Annotated in this window: 18 protein-coding genes; 9 read left to right on the forward strand and 9 right to left on the reverse strand. The window is 72.0% G+C overall.

What is annotated here, in order from left to right; translation table 11 throughout:
- Positions 1-46: 46 nt before the first annotated feature.
- From IGS69_RS19695 to IGS69_RS19705, 3 genes are all read right to left on the reverse strand, one after another.
- Positions 47-1,285, reverse strand: coding sequence for a DUF5667 domain-containing protein (locus IGS69_RS19695; RefSeq protein WP_190901656.1), 1,239 nt, complete (start codon positions 1,283-1,285; stop codon positions 47-49).
- A gap of 236 nt (positions 1,286-1,521) precedes the next feature.
- Positions 1,522-2,292 (reverse strand): ECF subfamily RNA polymerase sigma factor, BldN family, encoded by a 771-nt coding sequence (locus tag IGS69_RS19700; protein WP_184848587.1) that lies wholly within the window; start codon positions 2,290-2,292, stop codon positions 1,522-1,524.
- Positions 2,293-2,640: 348 nt separating this feature from the next.
- On the reverse strand, positions 2,641-3,558 hold the full coding sequence (locus IGS69_RS19705) for an HAD family hydrolase (protein ID WP_190901658.1): 918 nt from the start codon (positions 3,556-3,558) through the stop codon (positions 2,641-2,643).
- 162 nt (positions 3,559-3,720) lie between these two features.
- On the opposite strand from IGS69_RS19705, the gene IGS69_RS19710 reads away from it, so the two are divergent.
- The 5 genes from IGS69_RS19710 to IGS69_RS19730 all read left to right on the forward strand — a co-directional run bounded on the left by IGS69_RS19710 (position 3,721) and on the right by IGS69_RS19730 (position 9,547).
- The gene (locus tag IGS69_RS19710; protein WP_190901660.1) at positions 3,721-3,999 is read left to right on the forward strand and encodes a glutaredoxin family protein; all 279 of its coding nucleotides are present in this window, start codon (positions 3,721-3,723) and stop codon (positions 3,997-3,999) included.
- Positions 4,000-4,312: 313 nt separating this feature from the next.
- The gene (locus IGS69_RS19715) at positions 4,313-5,077 is read left to right on the forward strand and encodes a redox-sensing transcriptional repressor Rex (protein WP_190901662.1); all 765 of its coding nucleotides are present in this window, start codon (positions 4,313-4,315) and stop codon (positions 5,075-5,077) included.
- Positions 5,074-6,846, forward strand: a complete 1,773-nt coding sequence (locus IGS69_RS19720) for a glutamyl-tRNA reductase (protein ID WP_190901664.1) — start codon at positions 5,074-5,076, stop codon at positions 6,844-6,846. Before IGS69_RS19715 ends, IGS69_RS19720 begins: the two co-directional genes overlap by 4 nt.
- Positions 6,843-7,844, forward strand: a complete 1,002-nt coding sequence (hemC, locus tag IGS69_RS19725; protein ID WP_190901666.1) for a hydroxymethylbilane synthase — start codon at positions 6,843-6,845, stop codon at positions 7,842-7,844. The genes IGS69_RS19720 and hemC overlap by 4 nt, the downstream gene beginning before the upstream one ends.
- Entirely contained in the window at positions 7,841-9,547 is a 1,707-nt protein-coding gene (locus IGS69_RS19730; protein WP_190901668.1) for a bifunctional uroporphyrinogen-III C-methyltransferase/uroporphyrinogen-III synthase, read from the forward strand. Before hemC ends, IGS69_RS19730 begins: the two co-directional genes overlap by 4 nt.
- A gap of 20 nt (positions 9,548-9,567) precedes the next feature.
- Here IGS69_RS19730 and IGS69_RS19735 read toward each other — a convergent pair whose 3' ends face one another.
- Positions 9,568-10,956: an FAD-binding oxidoreductase gene (locus IGS69_RS19735; protein ID WP_190901670.1), complete on the reverse strand. Its 1,389-nt coding sequence runs from the start codon at positions 10,954-10,956 to the stop codon at positions 9,568-9,570.
- Between the two features lie 342 nt (positions 10,957-11,298).
- On the opposite strand from IGS69_RS19735, the gene hemB reads away from it, so the two are divergent.
- Positions 11,299-12,297, forward strand: coding sequence for a porphobilinogen synthase (gene hemB / locus IGS69_RS19740; RefSeq protein WP_190901671.1), 999 nt, complete (start codon positions 11,299-11,301; stop codon positions 12,295-12,297).
- On the opposite strand, the gene IGS69_RS19745 is transcribed toward hemB, so the two are convergent.
- The gene (locus tag IGS69_RS19745; protein ID WP_190901673.1) at positions 12,291-13,013 is read right to left on the reverse strand and encodes a DUF4232 domain-containing protein; all 723 of its coding nucleotides are present in this window, start codon (positions 13,011-13,013) and stop codon (positions 12,291-12,293) included. The two genes, hemB and IGS69_RS19745, sit on opposite strands and share 7 nt — an antisense overlap.
- Positions 13,014-13,242: 229 nt before the next feature.
- Between IGS69_RS19745 and IGS69_RS19750 the strand changes: the two genes are divergently transcribed.
- Positions 13,243-14,568, forward strand: coding sequence for a helix-turn-helix domain-containing protein (locus IGS69_RS19750; protein WP_190901675.1), 1,326 nt, complete (start codon positions 13,243-13,245; stop codon positions 14,566-14,568).
- A 16-nt stretch (positions 14,569-14,584) separates the two neighbouring features.
- Here IGS69_RS19750 and IGS69_RS19755 read toward each other — a convergent pair whose 3' ends face one another.
- Positions 14,585-14,941 carry a hypothetical protein gene (locus IGS69_RS19755; protein ID WP_385865360.1) on the reverse strand — a complete coding sequence of 119 codons (357 nt, stop codon included), beginning with the start codon at positions 14,939-14,941 and terminating at the stop codon, positions 14,585-14,587.
- Between the two features lie 167 nt (positions 14,942-15,108).
- Here IGS69_RS19755 and IGS69_RS19760 point away from each other — a divergent pair, with 167 nt between their 5' ends.
- Complete coding sequence (locus tag IGS69_RS19760; protein WP_190901679.1) at positions 15,109-16,341, forward strand: aminotransferase-like domain-containing protein; 1,233 nt, start codon at positions 15,109-15,111, stop codon at positions 16,339-16,341.
- On the opposite strand, the gene IGS69_RS19765 is transcribed toward IGS69_RS19760, so the two are convergent.
- Both IGS69_RS19765 and argS read right to left on the reverse strand, forming a co-directional pair.
- On the reverse strand, positions 16,307-17,092 hold the full coding sequence (locus IGS69_RS19765) for a DUF4253 domain-containing protein (RefSeq protein ID WP_190901681.1): 786 nt from the start codon (positions 17,090-17,092) through the stop codon (positions 16,307-16,309). The genes IGS69_RS19760 and IGS69_RS19765 overlap by 35 nt on opposite strands.
- 118 nt (positions 17,093-17,210) lie before the next feature.
- Positions 17,211-18,974 carry an arginine--tRNA ligase gene (gene argS / locus IGS69_RS19770; protein ID WP_190901683.1) on the reverse strand — a complete coding sequence of 588 codons (1,764 nt, stop codon included), beginning with the start codon at positions 18,972-18,974 and terminating at the stop codon, positions 17,211-17,213.
- A 149-nt stretch (positions 18,975-19,123) separates the two neighbouring features.
- Here argS and lysS point away from each other — a divergent pair, with 149 nt between their 5' ends.
- Positions 19,124-20,872, forward strand: a complete 1,749-nt coding sequence (gene lysS / locus IGS69_RS19775; protein WP_190901685.1) for a lysine--tRNA ligase — start codon at positions 19,124-19,126, stop codon at positions 20,870-20,872.
- A 186-nt stretch (positions 20,873-21,058) separates the two neighbouring features.
- Here lysS and IGS69_RS19780 read toward each other — a convergent pair whose 3' ends face one another.
- Positions 21,059-22,378, reverse strand: coding sequence for a DUF2637 domain-containing protein (locus IGS69_RS19780; RefSeq protein ID WP_190901687.1), 1,320 nt, complete (start codon positions 22,376-22,378; stop codon positions 21,059-21,061).
- Positions 22,379-22,387: the final 9 nt, after the last annotated feature.

A 22,387-nucleotide genomic window follows, 5' to 3' on the forward strand; every position in this document is an offset into this window, starting at 1 on the left:
ACGACCGTGGGGCGCCCCTCCTCGGGGGGCACCCCACCGTCGCCGTCTAGTCCGCGTCCTCGCTGTCGATGCCCAGGCCGGGCAGGAGGCCGGGCAGGAGCGGTGGGAGCGTCACATCCGGCTCGGGGACGGGTGTGTTGCCCTCCGCGGACGGGGAGGTGCTCGCCTCGCCGTCCTTCGGCGGGTCGAGGAGGCCGCCGGTGTTGCCGCCGAGCAGGCCGTCGTCGTCGCTGCCGGAGCCGGCCGAGCGGCTGGGGCTGCCGCTGCGGCCTTCGTCGCTGTGCCTGCCGCCGCTGTCGCTGGGGCGGGCCGAGCGGTCGGTGCCGGAGGAGCCGCCGGGGGCCGACTCGGAGGCGCCGCGCCGCTTGCCGTCGCCGCCGCTCGGGGCCGACGGCTCGGGCAGCAGGGACTGCAGGGGGGCGACGTCCTCGTCTATGGCGTCGAACACGGACGACACCTGCTCGCTGACGTCCCCGAGCTGGACGGGCAGTCGCTCGCGCAGCTCGCCCCAGGCCTCGCGGTGGGAGTGGGAGAACGCGGACAGGGCCTGGATGGGGCCCAGCGAGTCCGGGTCGCGCTGGTACGCCTCGCTCAGCAGGCGGTGGCCCTCCGACGCGTCGTGCCGCATGCCGGACAGGGCACGGCGGATCTCGCCGAGGGACTCGTGGTCCAGGGGGCCGCTGCGGCCGCGCTCCATCAGGCGGCGTGCCTCGCCGAGCCGCGTGGAGGCGTGGTCGAGGTAGACCCGGCCGCGCTCGTCCGACCCGTCGGCGAGGCCGAGCGTGACGTCCTCGATGCCGCGCTTGAGGCCGTAGAGCGAGTCGCCGGGCAGGGCGTCCGAGCTGGCGGCGGAGACTCCGCCGAAGGCGCTCGCCGCCACCCCTACGCTCAGTCCGCCCGCGGTGAGGCCCTTGGCGAGCCGGGAACGCGGCCGGAACTTCTTCAGCGAACTCGCGCGGTGCGCGCCGCGAGCCCGGGATCGCTGCTCGGGGACCGCGCTGTCCGTCGCCCCGCCGCCCGCGGTGCCCTCTTGAAGCATGGCCTCGAAAGCGGCCACCAGCTGGGCCCGCTGAACGACCTTGACCTCCGGGTCGAGCTCCGGCTTGGGCAGCGCGCCGAGCCCCGAGGCGAGCGCCAGATGGCGGTCCTGCTCGCTCGGTTCCGCGGCCGCCCGGGCCGGTGCCGATCCTTCGGGCTGCTCGGCCGCCGTGCCCTGCTCGGGCTGCTCCTCCAGGGCCTGGGCGAAGGCGTTCGCCCGCCGGTGCGCCGATACGTTCGCGATCACTGGCGGCACCTCCTCTCGTCATGACGGTCGACTCCCCAGGGGGTCCTGAGGGTTGCACACCCTGACCACGACCACACGATCGAGTGACCGGAGCCGGCCAGGGGGTGACCACAGGGAGCCTGCATCCCGCACAACGAGCGGCGCGGCACTTGGGTTACGGACACCGGCTGATCGGATGCCGAAGTCAACGCACCGTCACGGAACGTGAGTTGGATGTCGCCAAGCGTGCGGGTCGGTCAGCGGGCGTCTTCCGGGAGGAGCCGGGCCAGGGTGCGGACGGCCCGGTACTGGAGGGTCTTGATGGCGCCCTCGTTCTTGCCCATCACCCGGGCGGTCTCGGCGACGGAGAGGCCCTGGAGGAAGCGGAGCGTCACGCACTCCTGCTGCTGCGGATTGAGCCGCCGTACGGCGTCGAGCAGGGCGGCGTTGGAGAGGGACTCCAGGACGGAGTCCTCGGGGGAGCGCTCGACCTCGTTGGCGTCGAGCATCTCGCCGGTGGTGACCTCGAGGCGGAACCGGCTGGACTTGAAGTGGTCCGCGACGAGGTTGCGGGCGATGGTCACGAGCCAGGCGCCGAAGTCACGGCCCTGCCAGGTGAACGTGCCGATGCGCCGCAGGGCGCGCAGGAAGGTCTCGCTGGTGAGGTCCTCGGCGGTCGCCTTTCCTCCGACCCGGTAGTAGATGTACCGGTAGACGGTGTCGCTGTACTGGTCGTAGAGGCGGCCGAAGGCGTCGGACTCGCCGGCCTGGGCACGCTCCACGAGATCCATCATCCGGGCGCTGTCGCTGTCCGCCGCCGGGCGGCGGGCGGTGGCCGCCCCGGACGGGCGGCCTCGTCTGCCGACCGCGGCGCTGCCGTCGGCCAGTGCGTAGCACGGACCGACGGGCGCGGCGGTGGCGAATGCGGGGACGGCGTACGCGGTGGGGACGAAGCCGCGCAACAGGTCGTGGACCGTTGCGCGCAGCGTAGCCAGGCCCGAGGCGTCAACCCCGACGTGTGGGTACACGGGACTCCCAGAGGCAGAGCTTCCATCACGTGCAGTGCGGGACCTTTCACCCGTCGTAGCGACGGAGGGGTACCGGATTGCGTCTGAGGAGAATAACGCTTCGTGCAGGCACTGCTACACCGAGTTGCTCAAATCATCGATTACGTTGCTTCCGTAACCGATTGACGCCGGATCAAGTGCCGGAGTTTGAACGCTTGTTGATCGAAACGGTTCGGATTGCGGCTGAGTCCGGGGCGTGTTGTGGCCGTGTGCAGCCAAGAGGACTGGACACGAGGTTGTGGGGGTACGCCAGTTGGATTTACGGCGATTGTCAGGCCCTAAACGATGGTGTCCCGGTTTGATCGGTTGTCAGCGGCGCCGGCGGTGCAGGGCGATGGCGGCCGCGGTGCCGCCGGCCACCGCGCCGACGCCCGCCGCGGCCGGGATGCCGACCTTGGCGGCCTTGCGGCCCGTGCGGTAGTCGCGCAGCCGCCAGTCCAGCCGGCGGGCGTGCTTGCGCAGCTTGCTGTCCGGGTTGATGGCGTAGGGGTGGCCGACCAGCGAGAGCATCGGGATGTCGTTGTGCGAGTCGCTGTAGGCGGCGCAGCGGCCGAGGTCCAGGCCCTCGGCGGCGGCCAGGGCGCGGACGGCCTCGGCCTTCGCGGGGCCGTGCAGCGGTTCGCCGACGAGTTTGCCGGTGTAGACGCCGTCGACGGACTCGGCGACCGTGCCCAGGGCGCCGGTCAGGCCGAGGCGGCGGGCGATGACGGTGGCGATCTCGACGGGGGCGGCCGTGACCAGCCACACCTTCTGGCCGGCGTCCAGGTGGGCCTGGGCGAGGGCGCGGGTGCCGGGCCAGATGCGCTCGGCCATGTACTCGTCGTAGATCTCCTCGCCGATCGACTGCAGTTCGGCGACGCGGTGGCCCCGGACGATCGAGAGGGCGGAGTCGCGGGCCTCCTGCATGTGTTCGGGGTCCTCGACGCCGGCGAGGCGGAACCACGCCTGCTGCCACGCGAACTTCGCGAGGTCGCGCGTCTCGAAGAACTTCCGTTTGTACAGGCCGCGTCCGAAGTGGAAGAGGGCCGCGCCCTGCATGACGGTGTTGTCCAGGTCGAAGAAGGCGGCGGCCCGGTCGTCGCCGTGCACCGGGAACTGCGGTACCTCGGTCGTGCCGGCGACTTCCTGCGTGGACTTGCGGGCTGCCTCCGCCGAGGCCTCGCCTGCCAAAACGCTCCGCGCCGTGGCGGAGCGCCTACGGGGGGTGAGCCATCCTAGAGCGGCCATGGCGTGAGCATAGCCAGTTTGTTCGGGGGTTCCGGAGCCGGAACGTTCGGAGCCTGTGAACTCTCGGCAAGCGTGTCGTTAAAGATGCCGCGTGGGACGGGCGCGGTCGGCGCGTCCCCTGGCGCTTCGACGAGGGTTCCGCCCGGGCGCGGCCGCGCGACAATGGCCGACATGAGTCCCCTCTTCCGTCGCACGCCCTCTCGGGACCGGCTCGTCACGCTGATCCGCAAGCCCGGCTGTCATCTGTGTGATGACGCACAGGTCGTTGTGGAGAAGGTGTGCGGTGATCTCGGAGTCCCCTGGGAGCAGAAGGACATCACCGAGGATCGGGAACTGCACGACCAGTACTGGGAGCAGATCCCGGTCGTGCTGGTGGACGGCAGGCAGCACACGTTCTGGCGCGTGAACGAGGACCGCCTGCGCAAGGCGCTGACCGACTGATCCCGCCCGCCGAGCGACTGACCGATCAGTCCAAAGTGACCGTCGGGTCGCTTAGGATCGATGGTGACTTGGTCTCGGGGGCGGGATTCACTGAGGAGAGTGTGCGGTTTTGCCCCCGAAAGACAAGGAACGGTGGTGCGTATGCGCCGGTTCCCTGCGCGTGCGCCGGGGGCGCGTGACCCCGGTCACGTTGGCCGGGCAAATCGGACACCATCTTTGTGCACGCGTTCACAAAGACATAGCCTGCATTCGACGGGGCGGTCATGTAGGGACGTATGACCGCCTACAGCCCCGCTCTACCCGCAGGAGCACCGTGGCAACTGGCCGAACTCACCGACCGGCGACCCGCAGCCGAGGGATTCCCGAGGCCACCGTCGCCCGGCTTCCGCTGTACCTCCGCGCTCTGACCGCGCTGTCGGAGCGCTCGGTCCCCACGGTCTCCTCCGAGGAGCTCGCGGCGGCGGCGGGGGTCAACTCCGCGAAGCTGCGCAAGGACTTCTCCTACCTCGGCTCCTACGGGACCAGGGGTGTCGGCTACGACGTCGAGTATCTCGTGTACCAGATCTCCCGCGAACTGGGGCTCACCCAGGACTGGCCGGTAGTGATCGTCGGTATCGGTAACCTCGGCGCCGCCCTCGCCAACTACGGCGGGTTCGCCTCCCGTGGATTCCGGGTCGCCGCGCTGATCGACGCCGACCCGGCCATGGCCGGCAAGCCCGTCGCCGGGATCCCGGTGCAGCACTCCGACGACCTGGAGAAGATCATCCAGGACAACGGCGTGTCGATCGGTGTCATCGCCACCCCCGCCGGTGCCGCCCAGGCGGTCTGCGACCGGCTCGTGGCCGCCGGTGTCACCTCGATCCTGAACTTCGCGCCGACCGTGCTGTCCGTCCCCGAGGGCGTCGACGTGCGCAAGGTCGACCTCTCCATCGAGCTGCAGATCCTCGCCTTCCACGAGCAGCGCAAGGCCGGGGAGGAGGCCGCCGCCTCCGACGGTGGCGTCCCCACCGCCGCCGCCCGCAGCGACTCCACCGACCAGGGGCCGGACGGGGACATGCCCGCCGTGATGCCGGCATGAGCCTCCTCGTCGTCGGACTCAGCCACCGCAGCGCCCCGGTCAGCGTGCTGGAGCGGGCCGCGCTGACCGCGGACGCGCAGGTCAAGCTGCTCCAGGACACGGTCGCCGCCGAACCGGCCACCGAGGCCGCGGTGCTCGCCACCTGCAACCGCATCGAGCTCTACGCCGACGTGGACAAGTTCCACGCCGGTGTCGCCGAGCTGTCCACGCTGCTCGCCCGGCACAGCGGCGTCGGCCTGGAGGAGCTCACCCCCTATCTCTACGTGCACTACGAGGACCGGGCCGTCCACCATCTGTTCTCGGTGGCCTGCGGGCTGGACTCGATGGTCGTCGGCGAGGGGCAGATCCTCGGCCAGATCAAGGACTCCCTGGCCCGGGCGCAGGACCTGCAGTCCGCCGGCCGGCTCCTGAACGACCTGTTCCAGCAGGCCCTGCGGGTCGGCAAGCGCGCCCACTCCGAGACCGGCATCGACCGCGCCGGCCAGTCCCTGGTCACCTTCGGCCTGGAGCAGCTGGCCCGGGGCGGGGACGTACAGCAGTGGGCGCGGGGCAAGAAGGCCCTGGTCATCGGGGCCGGGTCGATGTCCTCCCTGGCCGCCGCCACGCTCGCGCGGGCCGGGGTCGCCGAGATCGTCGTCGCCAACCGCACCTTCGACCGCGCCGAGCGCCTCGCCCAGATCCTGATGGACGGCGACGACACGGACGTGGCGGCCCGCGCGGTACCGATGGAGTCGGTGCCGGCCGAGCTGACACGTGCCGACGTCACCGTCTCCTGCACGGGTGCGACGGGCCTGGTCCTGACGGCCGAGTCGGTCGCCGGGGCGGTCGAGGGCCGTACGCCGGCGCCGGCCGCCGGGTCCGGCGAGGACGGACCGGGGGCGCCGGGCGGCGAGTCCGGCCCCGCGACCGGTTCCGGGGCGCAGCGCGGCGGTGCGGCGGGCACGAGCCTCGGCAGCGAGGACGGCTGCCCGCTCGACCTCTCCGCGGTGCAGGGCACCGCCGGGTTCTCCGTACTGGGCGAGGCCGCCGTGGCCGGGATGGCCGCCGCCGACCTCGAACAGCACGCGGCGTGGGTGGACAACGGCTCGGTGGGCGGCACCCAGCGCACGGGCGGTACGGCCCGGGCGGGGCAGACCGGCACGCTCGACCCGGCCGCGGACACCGACGCCATCGCCGCGCTCGCCGCGACCGTCGCCACCGTCGGGCGGATCCCCGAGCGGCGCCGGCCCGAGCCGGTGGAGGAGCCGCAGCGGCCCGAGCCCGTGCTCTTCCTGCTGGACCTGGCGATGCCGCGCGACATCGACGCGGCCGTGCACCGGCTGGCCGGGGTGCGGCTGGTGGACATCGAGTCGCTGGCGGAGGCCTCCGCGGGCGCTCCGATGGCTGCCGATGTGGACCAGGTACGGCGTATCGTCTCCGACGAGGTCGCGGCTTTCGGGGCAGCACTGCGGGCCGCGCACATCACACCGACCGTGGTCGCCCTGCGCACCATGGCCGCGGATGTCGTGGCCGGCGAGATCGCCCGGCTGGACGGCCGGCTGCCCGGACTCGACGACAAGCACCGAGCGGAGATCACCCAGACCGTGCGGCGCGTGGTCGACAAACTGCTCCACGCGCCGACCGTGCGGGTCAAGCAACTCGCGGCCGAACCCGGCGGCGCCGGGTACGCGGACGCGCTGCGGACCCTGTTCGACCTCGACCCCGAGACGGTGGCCGCCGTCTCCCGGGCCGAGGACAGCACCACCGAGAAAGACCGAGGGCCGGCATGACTGACACGCGTGAGCCGCTGAGGCTCGGCACCCGGCGCAGCAGGCTCGCCATGGCCCAGTCCGGGCAGGTGGCGGAAGCCGTGAGCCGGGTGACCGGGCGGCCCGTCGAGCTCGTCGAGATCACCACGTACGGCGACGTGTCGCGTGAGGCGCTCGCCCAGATCGGCGGCACCGGCGTGTTCGTGACCGCCCTGCGCGACGCGCTCCTCAAGGGCGAGGTCGACTTCGCGGTGCACTCGCTGAAGGACCTGCCGACCACGCAGCCCGACGACCTGGTCGTCGCCGCCGTGCCGGTGCGCGAGGACCCGCGGGACGTGATCGTCGCCCGGGACGCGCTGAAGTTCACCGACCTGCCCTCCGGGGCCCGCATCGGTACGGGTTCGCCGCGCCGCATGGCGCAGCTCAACGCGTACGCCCGCAGCCACGGCCTGGACATAGCGACGGTCCCGATCCGCGGCAACGTCGACACCCGCATCGGGTTCGTACGCAGCGGAGAGCTCGACGCCGTCGTGCTGGCCGCCGCCGGACTGAACCGGATCGGCCGCGGCGACGAAGTGACCGACTTCCTGTCGGTCGACACGGTTTTGCCCGCCCCCGGCCAGGGGGCCCTGGCGATCGAGTGCACCGCGGCCAACGCGGACCTCGTCGCCGCGCTCGCCGAACTCGACGACCCGTTCACACGGATCGCCGTGACGGCCGAGCGATCACTGCTCGCCGCCCTGGAGGCCGGTTGCAGCGCTCCCGTGGGCGCGCTGGCCGACCTGCCCCCACTCTCGGATCCGCTCGAGCGGGGGGACCCCCAGGCCGACGGGCAGATTGTCAAGGAAATGCGCCTGCGCGCCGTCGTCGGGACCACCGACGGCACGCGCATGGTGCAGCTGTCCACCACCGGTCCCGTGCCCGAGACGCACGACGGGGCAATGGCGCTCGGTCGCGAACTCGCGGCCGAGATGCTCGCCCAGGGCGCGGCCGGTCTGATGGGGGAGCGAGCACAGTGAGCCCCACCACCCTTTCCGCCGGTCCTGAACACGGGCACGTCACCTTCCTGGGTGCCGGACCCGGAGATCCGGGACTGCTGACTCTGCGCGCCGTGGAGGCGCTGGCGAGTGCCGACGTCCTCGTCGCCGAGCACGAAGTGCTCGACGTCGTACGTCAGCACGCCAGGCAGGGCGTGTCCGAAGTGCACACGGATCCGGATCCCTCCCAGGATCCGGCGCCGGGCACAGGAACGCCCCAGCTGACGGTAGTTGACGACACGTCAACCACCGTCGCCGCCCCCGCGGTGCGGGATGCCGCACATCTTGTCATGGAGGCCGCACGGGGCGGCAGGCGGGTCGTGCGTGCGGTGTCCGGGGACCCGGGCCTCGACACGTACGCCGCCGAGGAGATGCTGGCGTGCGCCGCCGCCGGGGTGCCCTTCGAGGTCGTCCCGGGCATCGCGAGCGCCGTCGGCGTGCCCGCGTACGCCGGTGTGCCGCTGCGGGACGCGCAGGGCGCGGACGTGCGGTTCGTCGACGCGCGCACGGCGTCGGACCGGTGCTGGACGGAGGTCGGGGCGTCGGACGGCACGGTCGTCGTGTCCACGACGCTGGACTCCGTCGCCGCGGCGGCCGGCGAGCTCGTCTCCGCCGGGCGCAAGCCGGACACCCCGATGACGGTCACCGTCGCCGGTACGACCACCCGGCAGCGCACCTGGACCGCCACGCTCGGCACGATCGCGCAGACGCTGAAGCAGCTCAAGGTGCTGCCCTCGCCCGACGGCGGCCGGCCGGTGATAGCCGTGGTCGGTGAGCGTTCCGCCGCCGCCCAGCGCGACCAGCTCTCGTGGTTCGAGTCCAAGCCGCTGTTCGGCTGGAAGGTGCTCGTGCCGCGGACCAAGGAGCAGGCGGCGTCGCTCTCCGACCAGCTGCGGTCGTACGGGGCCGTGCCGCACGAGGTGCCGACGATCGCCGTCGAGCCGCCGCGCACGCCCCAGCAGATGGAGCGCGCGGTCAAGGGGCTCGTCACGGGCCGCTACGAGTGGATCGCCTTCACCTCGGTCAACGCGGTCAAGGCCGTGCGGGAGAAGTTCGAGGAGTACGGCCTCGACGCGCGTGCCTTCGCGGGCATCAAGGTCGCGGCCGTCGGCGAGCAGACGGCGAAGGCGCTGATCGCGTTCGGTGTGAAGCCGGACCTGGTGCCGAGCGGTGAGCAGTCGGCCGCCGGTCTGCTGGAGGACTGGCCGCCCTACGACCCGGTCTTCGACCCGATCGACAGAGTGTTCCTGCCGCGTGCCGACATCGCCACGGAGACGCTGGTCGCCGGGCTGATCGAGCTCGGCTGGGAGGTCGACGACGTCACGGCCTACCGGACCGTGCGGGCCTCGCCGCCGCCGGCGGAGACCCGCGAGGCGATCAAGGGCGGTGGCTTCGACGCCGTGCTCTTCACCTCGTCGTCCACCGTGCGGAACCTGGTCGGCATCGCCGGCAAGCCGCACAACGTCACCGTGATCGCGTGTATCGGCCCGGCCACGGCGAAGACCGCCGAGGAGCACGGGCTCCGGGTGGACGTCATGGCTCCCGAGCCGTCCGTCCACAAGCTGGCGGAAGCCCTGGCCGACTTCGGCGCGAAGCGCCGGGCCGCGGCGGTGGAGGCCGGCGACCCGGTGACGCGGCCGAGCGAGCGGCGGCCGGGGGCGCGGCGGAGGCGGTCGACGACCTGAGCGACCCTCACTGGCTGCGGCTACGCGGGAGTCACCGCGTGGCCGTAGCGCAGGAGGTTGTCCGGGTCGTAGACGGACTTGTCGTGGCGTAGGCGGGCGTAGACCTCCGGGGTCCAGGCGCGGGCGCGGTCCTGTTCGTCGCCCGGGGTGCCGTGGATGTTGACCATGGTGCGGCCCGTTCCGTACGGGGCCATGGCTTGGTAGAGGCGGCGGGTCGCCTGCTCGACGGCCTCGGCCACGGGTGGGGCGGGCATGATGCCGACCGACTCCATGAAGTAGCGGGCGTCGCGGGCGCAGACGGCGTCCTCGACGGCGGACGGGCGGGACAGCGCGCCGCCCATGTGCCGCAGGGATGCCACGAGGAGGGGGTGCTCGGCGCCGGCTCCGGGGCCGACCTGCTCCAGGAACGTGTCGACGGCGTCGGGCGTCAGGTCGCGCAGCAGCGTGCAGCACTCGCGGGCCGGGAGCGGATCCTGCGGTTCCATGTGGATGCGGTCCAGGGCCGCGTGGTCCATCTCCTCGACGGTGTCGACGGCCACGGGGGCGGCTTCGCGCAGCGGCGCGATCAGGGCTTCGCCCTCGGCCGGGTCGCCCGGCCACGCGATCGCGACCCGGGCCCAGAAGCCGCCGCGCAGGGGCTCCGGGATCTGCGGGATCGGCGGCAGCCGCAGCACCGAGAACATGCTGCACATCTCGTCCGGGACCGTGCGGGTCCAGTCCGTCCAGGTGCGCAGCAGGGTCTCGGTGTGCTCGGCGTGGCAGTGGATGGCGCCGCCGTAGAGCCGGGGCACGGGCAGCAGTTCCGTGACGAGCGAGGTGACGACGCCTACGTTGCCCTTGCCGCCGCGCAGCGCCCAGAACAGTTCCGGTTCGTGCTGGGGGTCCGACTCGCGCAGGTGCCCGTCCGGGGTGACGACCTGGAAGGAGCGGACCAGGTCGGCGGCGTAGCCGTAGGTCCGGCCGAGGACGGGGAGTCCGCCGCCGAGGGTGTAGCCGACGACGCCCGCGTCCGTGGAGGTGCCGCACAGGCCCGCCAGGCCGTGCGGGGCGGCCGCGGCCATGACGTGGCTCCACTTGGCGCCGGCGACGATGGTGGCGGTGCGGGTGGTGGGGTCGACGTCGACGTCCGTCATGCGGGACGTGTTGATCAGCAGGCCGTGCTCGATCGGGAAGTTGGCGCCGTGGCCGGTGGCCTGGACGGCGACGGGGGTGTGGGTGGCGTGTGCCCAGCGCATGGCGGTGACGATGTCGTCGGCGCCGGTGGCGCCGATGGCGACGTCCGGGGTGTGCAGGGAGGCCAGGTTGAAGCCGGTCACCTCGTCGGCGTAGGCGCGTTCGCCGGGGCGTAGGACGGGGCCGTGGATCTCTGAGAGGGCGAAGAGGTCGGGGGTGTGGGGGTGGGCTGTCATCGGGTCCTCCGTGGGGGCGGGTACGGAGGGACGGCGGCGGTGGGGTGGGCCGGCCGTCGGGGCTCTTCTACTTGTCCTGCTGTTTCAGGATGGACCTGGGGGTGTGGGGGCGCATGTGGGGGCTGGGGGCTTCGGGGGTGCTCGGCGTTTGTGCTGGGGGTGGGTGGGCACGCAGCCCGGCGTGGCGGGGTGCCGCTGCGCCCACGCGTGCCGCCCTTAGCGGCACGCATGCCCGCAGCTGGGCGGGGCGGGTGTGCGTAGCTGGGCGGGGCGGGTGTGCGCAGTTAGGTGGCCGACAAGGCGTCGGTATCGGGGGGTTTGGGGCGGGCGTAGCGTAGGGGCATGACGACGTACGGATCATTTCCCGGTACTCGCCCTCGGCGGTTGCGGACCAGCCCCGTGATGCGTCGGATGGTCGCCGAGACCCGGTTGCACCCCGCCGATCTCATTCTCCCGGCCTTCGTGCGGGAGGGCGTCAGCGAGCCCGTGCCGATCACCGCCATGCCGGGGGTCGTGCAGCACACCCGGGACAGTCTGAAGAAGGCCGCCGCGGAGGCGGTCGCTGCGGGGATCTCCGGGATCATGCTGTTCGGCGTGCCGGAGGAGTCGAAGAAGGACGCGCTCGGGACGCCGGGGACCGACCCGGACGGGATCCTCCAGGTCGCCCTCCGGGACGTGCGGGCCGAGGTCGGCGACGATCTGCTCGTCATGTCCGACCTGTGCCTCGACGAGACCACCGACCATGGGCACTGCGGCATCCTCGACGAGCAGGGCCGGGTCGACAACGACGCGACCCTGGAGCGGTACGCCGAGATGGCACAGGTGCAGGCCGACGCCGGCGCCCATGTCGTCGCGCCCAGCGGGATGATGGACGGGCAGGTCGGGGTCATCCGCGACGCGCTCGACCAGATCGGGCGGGAGGACGTCGCCATCCTCGCCTACACCGTGAAGTACGCCTCTGCCTTCTACGGGCCCTTCCGGGAGGCCGTCGGCTCGTCCCTGCGAGGGGATCGGAAGACCTACCAGCAGGACCCCGCGAATGTGCGCGAGTCGCTGCGGGAGCTCGCCCTGGACCTGGAGGAGGGCGCCGACATGGTGATGGTCAAGCCGGCCGGGCCCTACCTGGACATCCTCGCCCGGGTCGCGGACGCCGTGGACGTGCCCGTCGCCGCCTACCAGATCTCCGGCGAGTACTCGATGATCGAGGCCGCCGCCGAGAAGGGCTGGATCGACCGGGACCGGGCGATCATGGAGGCCCTGACCGGCATCCGCCGGGCCGGCGCGCGGAACATCCTCACCTACTGGGCCACCGAAGTGGCCCAGAAGCTGAAGGATCAGTAGGACAGTGCGTCGTCCATGTCGGCCAGCCAGTACGTGACCGTGAGCGTGCTGTCGTAGTACACGCCCTTGGCCGGCAGGGCCGGGAGCGCCGAGGGGCCGCCGTCGCTGTTCGGCGTGCGGCCCTGGAAGCCGACCGTGAGCTTGTGGCTGGTCGTGCCCCATTCGCCGCTGCCGTCGGCCGCCGACAGTGAGACGCCCGCGTAGCCGGACTCGCCGGGGGCCAGTGTCGTCACCGCATGCGGCTTGGAGTCCTTGACCGGCCGCGGGACCCACTGCATCTCGTCGAAGCGCAGCACCGGGTAGTAGGTCAGGTCACACATCTTCGAGCCGGTGTTCTTGACCGTGAGCAGCATGTGGTTGAGGGGGCGGCGGACCGGCTGGGCGGTGACGGTGGTGTTGGAGCCGTTGCAGGAGACGCGGGTCGCCGTGGCGCCCTTCGCGGCCTCGCCCTTCGCGGACTTGTCGCCCTTCGCGGAGGTGTCGGCCTTCGTGGACCTGTCGACCTTGGCGGCCTTGGTGGGCTGCGTACCCGTCGTGCCGCCGGTCCCCGTCCCGCTGTCCCCACCCCCGTCCTCGGCCGGGTGCGTCGCCGTGGCGGTCGCCGAGGCCGGGTCGGGGTGTGCCGCGCCTTCGTCCTTCGTGCCCGTGCCGTCCTGACAGGCCGTCAGGGCGAGGGCGGCCAGGAGGGCGACGGGGAGGGCGTGGTACTTGCGCATGTCTTGTGTTTCCTTTCGGACAAAGGCAGTGGGGAAGCGTGACCTCGCGGGTCGCGCTGCCGGTGGGCCGGGAGCGGCGTGCTTGGATGACCAGAGCTTGTGCGGGGGTCCGTCCCGGCCGCCAGACGAGGCGGGAGATCAGGGACGTTGGAACGCCCGCACATGCTGTGACCAGGGAGAACAGTCATTCCCTGGAACGGGGGAACGGGACACGGGGCATGGAGGAGCGGTGTCGGAAGGCACGACCGCGGCGGCATTCGCCGCCCTGCTGGGGGAGTTGAAGGGGCGCTCGGGGCTGAGCTACGGGGTGCTCGCCAAGCGGCTCCACATGAGTACGTCGACGCTGCACCGGTACTGCAACGGGGATGCCGTGCCGACCGATTACGCGCCGGTGGAGCGGCTCGCCCGGCTGTGCAAGGCGTCGCCGGAGGAACTCGTCGAGCTGCACCGCCGGTGGGTGCTGGCGGATGCGGGGCGGGTGCGCAAGGGGAGCGGGGGTTCGGGGAGTGGCAGTGGCGCTTCGGAGGTGCCCCTGACGGACGTGACCTCCGCAGAGGCGGTTTCCGCTGAGGCCGACGTACCCGCACCGCCGGAGCCCGCCGGCCGCCCCCGCCCCCGTCGCGCCCTGCTCGTCGGTGTCGCCGTGGCCGTGGTGCTCGGCGCGGTCGGTCTCGCCGTGGCCGTTCCCTCCGGTGGGTCGGACGACGAGGGGCGGCGCGGGACGGCGGCGGCCTCGGGCGGTGGCGGCGGGCAGGAGGGGAAGGGCACGGCGGCGTCCGTGTCGCCCTCGGCAGTTTCGTCGTCGGCGGGCAGCGAGGGGAAGGACAAGGACGGGAAGGGCAAGGGGCCTGCCGCGTCCCCCGCCTCGGCATCGCCCGGCACAGGCACCGGCACCGGCGGCGGTACCGGCTCCGGTGGCACCGGGCGGGACACCGCCCCCGCCTCCGCTCCCCTCACCGTGGACACGGAACCCCACGCCTGGGAGGACCCCTGCTCGCAGCGCTACTTGATCGATCTGCCGCCGGGGCGCGTCGGGCCGCCGCCGCCGGAGCAGGACGCGCCCGGCTGGGTGGCGGCGAACGGGGCCGTGCCGTCGGGGGAGCAGTTCCTGAAGCTGACCGTGCAGGGGAAGGGGCAGGAGACCGTGGTCGTCAAGCGGCTGACGGTCCGTATGGCGGGGAAGCGTGCGCCGCTCGCCTGGAACGACTACGCCATGGGGTATCCAGGCGTCGGCTGCGGCGGTGGCGTGCCGACCAGGTTCTTCACCGTCGCCCTCGACGCCGCGCGCCCGGGGGTCGTGCCCGAGGCGGGGCACGCGGACTTCCCCTTCAAGGTGAGTGAGAGCGACCCGGAGGTGTACTACATCCGGGCCGACGCCTCCGCGTACGACGTCAGCTGGTACCTGGAGCTGGCCTGGTCCAGCGGCGACCGGACGGGCACGCTGACCGTGGACGACCACGGCCGCCCCTTCCGCACGAGCGGCAACAACGGGCGTCCGGCCTACGAGTTCCCGCTGGGCGGCGAGAAGTGGGTCGAGGAGGGGACTACGCAGTAGTCCTGACGGGCCGGGCTCAGTGGAACTCGTGGACCAGCTCGATCTTGCCGACGATGTGGGAGTTGAACTCGTCGAGCTCCTCGGCCGGGACCCACAGTTCGAGGATGGTGCTGCCGCCGGCCTGCTGGACCGGGTAGCGGCTCAGGAAGTCGGCGTCGACCTGGAAGCGCGTGACGTAGCCGGCGCCGTCGTGCTTGACGTTCCAGTCCCGGGCGATCCGGATCGCGTAGTCCTCGTTGAGGACCGGGTAGAAGATCGGCTGCTCGGGGAGCCGGGGTGGCCAGGCGCGCCAGTCGAGGTCGCGGACCAGGTCCAGCTCCTTGGGACCGGTCGGGCGCCAGAGGGTCGTCGTCGGGCGTGGGGCGTTCTGCACGGGCACCATCAAATCAGCTGAACCGTTCGGTTGTTGACTGCCTTAGTGGTTGCTGATTGAACTACACGCCGGCGGGGCGTCCGGATGGCGGAAAGCTGCTTGTAGACGGCACGTATTTCCCTACGCTGCGGGGCACCAGGCGTCACCGCAGCCGAAGGAGCCGTGTCATGATCGTCGCCGAGCCCCTGCCCACCCACGCTCCCGTGCCGCCCCTGGCCGCGCGGGCGCGGGGCGTCGGCGGCTCCCCCGTACGGGACATCCTCGCCGTCACCTCCCGCCCCGAGGTGATCAACTTCGCGGGCGGGCTCCCGGCACCGGAGCTGTTCGACGCCAGGGGCATCGCCGCCGCCTACGAGGCGGTGCTCGCCGAGGCACCCGCGCGGGCGCTGCAGTACTCCACGACCGAGGGCGAACCCGCGCTGCGGGAGGCGCTCGCCGCCCGGACCACCGCGCGCGGCCTGCCGACCGGCCCCGACGACCTGCTCATCACCACCGGCTCCCAGCAGGCCCTGTCGCTCCTGGCCACCGCGCTGCTGGAACCCGGGGACACCGTCCTCGTCGAGAACCCCTGCTATCTGGCGGCACTCCAGGCCTTCGGCTTCGCCGGAGCGCGGATCGTGGCCGTGCCCGGCGACGAGCACGGCATCGACCCCGGGGCGCTGGAGGAACTCGTCCTGCGCGAGCGGCCCAAGCTGCTCTACACCGTGCCCACCTTCCAGAACCCCACCGGCCGGACGCTGCCCGCCGAGCGGCGCGCCGCCGTGGCGTCGGTCGCCGCCCGGCGCGGACTGTGGATCGTCGAGGACGACCCGTACGGGGAGCTGCGCTACGACGGTGAGCGCGTGCCGTGGATCGCCGCCCACCCGGGCGCCGAGGACCGCACGGTGCTGCTCGGCAGCTTCTCCAAGGTCATGGCGCCCGGGCTGCGGCTGGGCTGGCTTCGGGCACCCGGCGCACTGCGGCGCGCCTGTGCCGTCGCCAAGCAGGCCGCCGACCTGCACACCCCGACCGTCAACCAGCTCGCCGCGGCCCGCTACCTCGCCGACAACGACCTGGACGCCCATGTGGCCCGTGTCGCCGGTGTGTACCGCGAGCGCCGTGACGCGATGCTCTGCGGGCTCGCCGGGGCGCTGCCCGAGGGGTCGGTCTGGCACCGGCCCGAGGGCGGCATGTTCCTCTGGGCGCGCCTGCCGGAGCCGTACGACACCACGGTCCTGCTGCCGCAGGTGGTCCGGCGGAACGTGGCCTACGTGCCCGGCGCCCCCTTCTACGCGGGCACACCCGACCGGGCCACCCTGCGGCTGTGCTTCGTGACGCAGACGCCCGAGGAGATCGGGGAGGGGCTGCGCAGGCTGGGGGAGGGGCTCAGTCCCACCAGAAGTGCCACGTCGGCCGGTTGAGGACCTCGTGCTCGGCGTAGGCGCGCAGGGTCGGGTGGGCGCCCTGCCGGACGGTGGCCGGGCAGAACGCGAGGTGCTCGGCGGCGACGGCTTCCGCGGCGGCGGCAGTCGTGGGCGGGGCGGCCACGGACACCAGCAGGTGATCGAAGCCGAGGGCGGTGACCCGTATGCCGAAGCGGTCCTCCCAGGAGCGGAGCACCGCGCTCAGCCGGGCCGTGTCACCCTCGTGGTTCGCCGGGCCGGTCCAGCCGATCGCCGTGGGGATGTCCGCGCTGCGGCGGGCCGGGACGAGGGCGAGGCGGGGGTCCTTGAGGGGGCCGCCGTCGCCGAGCAGGGCGTCCACGGTGCAGGCGGCCACGGTGTCCGGGTCCTGGTCCCCGGGTGCGGCGTCGGCCGGGCCGGGCCGGGCTTCGCCCCGCGCGGCGTGCTCTTCCCAGTACTCCGCCAGGACCTCCTCGGCGTCGTGGTCCCCGGGGTAGGACACCTCGCCCGGCATCAGCTCCCAGCGGTCCGGGCCGCCGTGGCCGTCGCCCGTCTCCAGGACGACCGGCAGGAGTCCCGCACGACGGGCCGGCTCCAGTGCCGTCCAGCCGCCCGGGGCGGCCCGTTCACCGGCGCACCACAGCAACGGCTCGTGCCAGGGGCCCTCGTCGGTGGTGTCGAGGAGCGTCCCGGCGGGGAGCCGGAGGCCGAGCGAGCCGCCGCTGGGATCTGCCGCCAGCTTCGGCAGGGGGTTGGGAAGAGTCGCCATGGTGGTGACTGTAGAGCCGGGCACTGACAGTCCGGCCCGGCCGACGACCGCCGTGGCGGACAGCGACTGACCCAGGTGGCCCCGGACGCCGGCGGACCGGCGCCGAAGCCGCCCGGCGTCAGAGCCGCTCGGGCGTCCGGATGCCCAGCAGGCCCATGCCCCGGTGAAGGGTGCGGGCCGTGACGTCGCAGAGGAACAGGCGGTTCTCGACCTGCTCGGGCGTCTCCGCCTTCAGGACCGGGCACTTGTCGTAGAACGTCGTGTACAGCGACGCCAGCTGGTACAGGTACGCCGCCAGCTTGTGCGGGGCGTACTCCGTCGCCGCCTCCGCCACCGCCGCCGCGAACGAGTCCACGTGCAGGCCCAGTGCGCGCTCCGCCTCGTGCAGTTCCAGCTCGGGGTGCGCAGCCGGGCGGGAGGCGCCGGCCTTGCGCAGGATCGACTGGATACGGGCGTAGGCGTACTGGAGGTAGACGGAGGTGTCGCCGTTGAGCGAGACCATCTGGTCCAGGTCGAACTTGTAGTCGCGGTTGGCCGACGTCGACAGGTCGGCGTACTTCACCGCGCCGACACCCACCTGGGCGCCGCGCTCGGCGATCTCCTCCTCGGAGAGGTCCTGGGCCTTCTCGCGGACGACCGCCGAGGCACGGTCGATCGCCTCGTCGAGGAGGTCGACCAGCCGGACCGTCTCGCCCTCACGGGTCTTGAAGGGCTTGCCGTCCTTGCCGAGGACCGTGCCGAAGGCCAGCTGGTGGGCCTTCACGTCGTCGCCCAGCCAGCCCGCCCTCCGGGCCGTCTCGAAGACCATCTTGAAGTGGAGCGACTGACGGGCGTCCACCACGTAGATGATGCTGTTCGCCTTGAGGTTGAAGACGCGGTCGCGGATCGCGGAGAGGTCCGTGGCCGCGTAGCCGTAGCCGCCGTCCGACTTCTGCACGATCAGGGGGACCGGGTTGCCGTCCGGGCCCTTGATGTCGTCGAAGAAGACGCACAGGGCGCCCTCGGAGCGGACCGCGACGCCCGACTCCTCCAGGAGGCGGCAAGTCTCGGCGAGCATGTCGTTGTACCCCGACTCGCCGACGATGTCCTCGTCGCGGATCTCCATGTCCAGCTTCTCGAAGACGGAGAAGAAGTAGATCTTCGACTCGTCGACGAACTTCTGCCACGTGGCCAGCGTCTGCGGGTCGCCCGCCTGGAGGTCCACCACCCGGCGCCGGGCACGGGTCTTGAACTCCTCGTCGGCGTCGAAGAGCTTGCGGGCGGCCTTGTAGAGGCGGTCGAGGTTCGACATCGCCTCTTCGCCGGAGGCCTCGTCGGCCTTGTGGTCCAGCTCGTGCGGGTGCTCCTCCAGGTACTGGATGAGCATGCCGAACTGGGTGCCCCAGTCGCCGATGTGGTGGCGCCGGACCACGTTCTCGCCGGTGAACTCCAGCAGCCGCACCACCGCGTCGCCGATCACCGCGGAACGCAGGTGCCCGACGTGCATCTCCTTCGCCACGTTCGGCTGGGCGTAGTCGATGACCGTGGTGCCCGGCTGCCCGGCGTGCGGCACGCCGAGGCGGCCGGTGTCGTCCGCGTAGCGCGCGGCGAGGTTCCGGGTGATCGCGCCGTCGGTGAGGGTGATGTTGAGGAAGCCCGGGCCGGAGACCTCGACGTCCTTGATCAGCTCACCCGACTCGACCCCGGAGACGACCTGCGTGGCCAGCTCGTGCGGGTTGGCCTTCTCTTTCTTGGCGAGGGCCAGGATCCCGTTGGCCTGGAAGTCGGCCCGGTCGCTTCGTCGCAGCAGCGGGTCCGCGGAGCCGGCCTGCGGCAGAGCCGCCGAGAGGGCCGCCGCGAGGCGCTGGTGGACGGAGTCGCTGAGGGACGTGACCGAGGCCATGGGCGAGGGTGCCGTTCTCCTAGGGGAAATCGATGGACCCGGCCAGTATCCCATGGGGGTAAAGCCGTTTTTCCGGGCGCGAGGGGGTCTGGGACAATGGTGCGGTCAGCCGTGCGACCGTACCGGCTGCCCGATGCAGAAAGAAGGACGTGCCGATCGTGGCTCAGAGCACCGAGACCACCGACTGGGTCTCCCGTTTCGCGGATGAGGTCATCGAGGAGTCGGAGCGCCGGGCCCCGGGCAAACCCGTCGTCGTCGCGTCCGGCCTGTCCCCGTCGGGCCCCATCCACCTCGGCAACCTGCGCGAGGTCATGACCCCGCATCTCGTCGCCGACGAGATCCGCCGCCGGGGCCACCAGGTGCGCCACCTGATCTCCTGGGACGACTACGACCGGTACCGCAAGGTGCCCAAGGGCATCCCCGGGGTCGACGAGGAGAGCTACAAGGAGCACATCGGCAAGCCGCTGACGTCCGTCCCGGCGCCGAAGGGCTCCTCGCACCCGAACTGGGCCGAGCACTTCAAGGCCGCGATGACCGAGTCGCTGGCCGAGCTGGGCGTGGAGTTCGAGGGGATCAGCCAGACCGAGCAGTACACCTCAGGTGTGTACCGCGAGCAGATCCTGCACGCCATCAAGCACCGCGGCGACATCGACGCGATCCTCGACCAGTACCGCACGAAGAAGGCACCGGCCAAGAAGCAGCAGGGCCAGAAGCCGGTCGACGAGGCCGAGCTGGAGGCCGCCGAGGGCTCCGGCGCCGCCGCCGAGGACGACGGCAGCTCCACCGCCGCCGGGTACTTCCCGTACAAGCCGTACTGCGGCAACTGCGAGAAGGACCTCACCACCGTCACCTCCTACGACGACGACTCCACCGAGCTGACCTACGCCTGCACCGCCTGCGGCTTCTCGGAGACGGTCCGGCTGAACGAGTTCAACCGCGGCAAGCTGGTCTGGAAGGTCGACTGGCCGATGCGCTGGGCGTACGAGGGGGTCGTGTTCGAGCCCTCCGGCGTCGACCACTCCTCCCCGGGCTCGTCGTTCCAGGTCGGCGGGCAGATCGTCGGGATCTTCGGCGGGAAGCAGCCGATCGGGCCGATGTACGCGTTCGTCGGCATCTCCGGCATGGCGAAGATGTCGTCCTCCAAGGGCGGTGTGCCCACCCCGGCCGACGCCCTGCAGATCATGGAGCCGCAGCTGCTGCGCTGGCTGTACGCACGCCGCAGGCCCAACCAGTCCTTCAAGGTCGCCTTCGACCAGGAGATCCAGCGGCTCTACGACGAGTGGGACCGGCTGGACGCCAAGGTCGCCGACGGCAGCGCCCTGCCGGCCGACGTCGCCGCGCACGCGCGTGCCGTGGGCACGGCCGCCGGTGAGCTGCCCCGCACGCCCCGGCCGCTGCCGTACCGGACGCTGGCGTCCGTCGCGGACATCACCGCCGGGCACGAGGACCAGGCGCTGCGCATCCTCAGCGAGCTCGACCCCGAGCAGCCGCTGACCTCGCTCGACGAGGCGCGCCCGCGCTACGACAAGGCCGAGGCCTGGATCAACACGCACGTCCCCGCCGACCAGCGGACGATCGTGCGGGAAGAGCCGGACGCCGAACTGCTGAAGTCGCTCGACGAGGCCTCCCAGCAGTCGCTGCGGCTGCTGCTCGACGGGCTGGCCGACCACTGGTCGCTCGACGGTCTGACGCACCTGGTGTACGGCGTGCCTAAGGTGCAGGCCGGGTTCTCCGCCGACGCCACGCCGAAGGAGCTGCCGCCGGAGATCAAGACCGCCCAGCGGTCCTTCTTCGCGCTGCTGTACCACCTGCTGGTGGGCCGGGACACCGGGCCGCGGCTGCCCACGCTGCTGCTGGCGGTGGGACAGGACCGGGTGCGCGCGCTGCTCGGTCAGTAGCCGACCGACAGGGAAGGGGCCCTCCGGCCGGAGGGCCCCTTCTGTTCCGAGAGCGATGACGGCGACCGTCTGCGCCGTCCCGAATACCGCGACGGCCCGGATCACGATGGCCGCGGCCACCGCGCCGGCCGCTCCTGTCAGTACCCAGCGCATGTCCAGGACGCCGACGGTGAGCATTGCCCCCGGCTAGGCGATGTGGTCCTCTTCCAGTTCCGCGTTGTGACGGTTCGTGAAGCGGTTGACCATCCGCTTCGCATCCTCCGCGGGCAGGCCGATGCCGAACTCCGCCTCCACGTTGTCCATGAGCTCACGCGGCGTGGGATAGCTGCCGTTGATCGACTGCTTGAAGACCTGGTAGAACGACTCCTCGTCCGGCTCCGCGACCGGCGCGGAACCGGGAGGCACGGTGCCACCGCCCTCACCCAGCTCCCGGGTGCGGCCCGGCCCCACCGGGATCGGGAAACTGCCCGTGTCCTCCGGGGACGGCGCCTCGAGCGGCTGGTCCTCCAGGTACTGCTCGGCGTGCTGCTGCTCCGCGAACCACTGGGCGTACTGCTCCGGGTCGTAGGCGGGGTCGTAGCCACCCTGGTACGCGACCTCGCGAGGGGTGTTGAACCAGGGACTCTGGTCGGGTTCCGGCTCCGCATCCAGGAACTCCGGAGCGGGGGCGCCGTCGAGCTCCAGGCGCTGCTCGCCGGGAGGCGTCGCCGCCCTGCGGGGGGCAGACTGCGCGGAAGCCTCAGGACCGCCCCCGGGCCAGGCGGGCGGGGCCCCCGCGTCCAGCGCCTGCTGAGGAGCCGGCGGGATCAGCGCCGGCTCGATACCCGCCGCCGCCAGCCCCGACGGAGCCGTCTCCGCCAACGGCACCCCGTACCGCGCCAGCCGCAGCGGCATCAGGGACTCCACCGGAGCCTTCCGGCGCCACGACCGCCCGAACCGCGACCGCAGCCGCGCCTGATAGACCAGCCGCTCCTGCTCCAGCTTGATCACCTGCTCGTAGGAGCGGAGCTCCCAGAGCTTCATACGGCGCCAGAGCAGGAACGTGGGGACGGGGGAGAGCAGCCAGCGGGTGAGCCGGACGCCCTCCATGTGCTTGTCGGCCGTGATGTCGGCGATACGGCCGATCGCGTGCCGGGCCGCCTCGACGGAGACCACGAACAGGATCGGGATCACCCCGTGCATACCCACACCGAGCGGATCCGGCCACGCGGCCGCGCCGTTGAAGGCGATCGTCGCCGCCGTCAGCAGCCACGCCGTCTGGCGCAGCAGCGGGAACGGGATCCTGATCCAGGTGAGGAGCAGATCCAGGGCCAGCAGGACGCAGATGCCCGCGTCGATGCCGATCGGGAAGACGTACGAGAAGTTCCCGAAGCCCTTCTTGAGGGCCAACTCGCGGACCGCCGCGTACGAACCGGCGAAGCCGATACCGGCGATGATCACGGCACCGGCCACGACCACGCCGATGAGAACGCGGTGCATCCGAGTCAGTTGCAGTGGCGCGGCCACCCGTACTCC

The sequence above is a fragment of the Streptomyces tuirus genome (genome assembly GCF_014701095.1).
Lineage (GTDB): Bacteria > Actinomycetota > Actinomycetes > Streptomycetales > Streptomycetaceae > Streptomyces > Streptomyces tuirus.

Coding starts and splice junctions, on each gene's coding strand:
- IGS69_RS19705 (WP_190901658.1), bottom strand. CDS start 3,558: ATGGCCGCTCTAGGATGGCTCACCCCCCGTAGGCGCTCCGCCACGGCG.
- IGS69_RS19710 (WP_190901660.1), top strand. CDS start 3,721: ATGGCCGACATGAGTCCCCTCTTCCGTCGCACGCCCTCTCGGGACCGG.
- IGS69_RS19720 (WP_190901664.1), top strand. CDS start 5,074: ATGAGCCTCCTCGTCGTCGGACTCAGCCACCGCAGCGCCCCGGTCAGC.
- hemC (WP_190901666.1), top strand. CDS start 6,843: ATGACTGACACGCGTGAGCCGCTGAGGCTCGGCACCCGGCGCAGCAGG.
- IGS69_RS19735 (WP_190901670.1), bottom strand. CDS start 10,956: ATGACAGCCCACCCCCACACCCCCGACCTCTTCGCCCTCTCAGAGATC.
- hemB (WP_190901671.1), top strand. CDS start 11,299: ATGACGACGTACGGATCATTTCCCGGTACTCGCCCTCGGCGGTTGCGG.
- IGS69_RS19745 (WP_190901673.1), bottom strand. CDS start 13,013: ATGCGCAAGTACCACGCCCTCCCCGTCGCCCTCCTGGCCGCCCTCGCC.
- IGS69_RS19760 (WP_190901679.1), top strand. CDS start 15,109: ATGATCGTCGCCGAGCCCCTGCCCACCCACGCTCCCGTGCCGCCCCTG.
- IGS69_RS19765 (WP_190901681.1), bottom strand. CDS start 17,092: ATGGCGACTCTTCCCAACCCCCTGCCGAAGCTGGCGGCAGATCCCAGC.
- argS (WP_190901683.1), bottom strand. CDS start 18,974: ATGGCCTCGGTCACGTCCCTCAGCGACTCCGTCCACCAGCGCCTCGCG.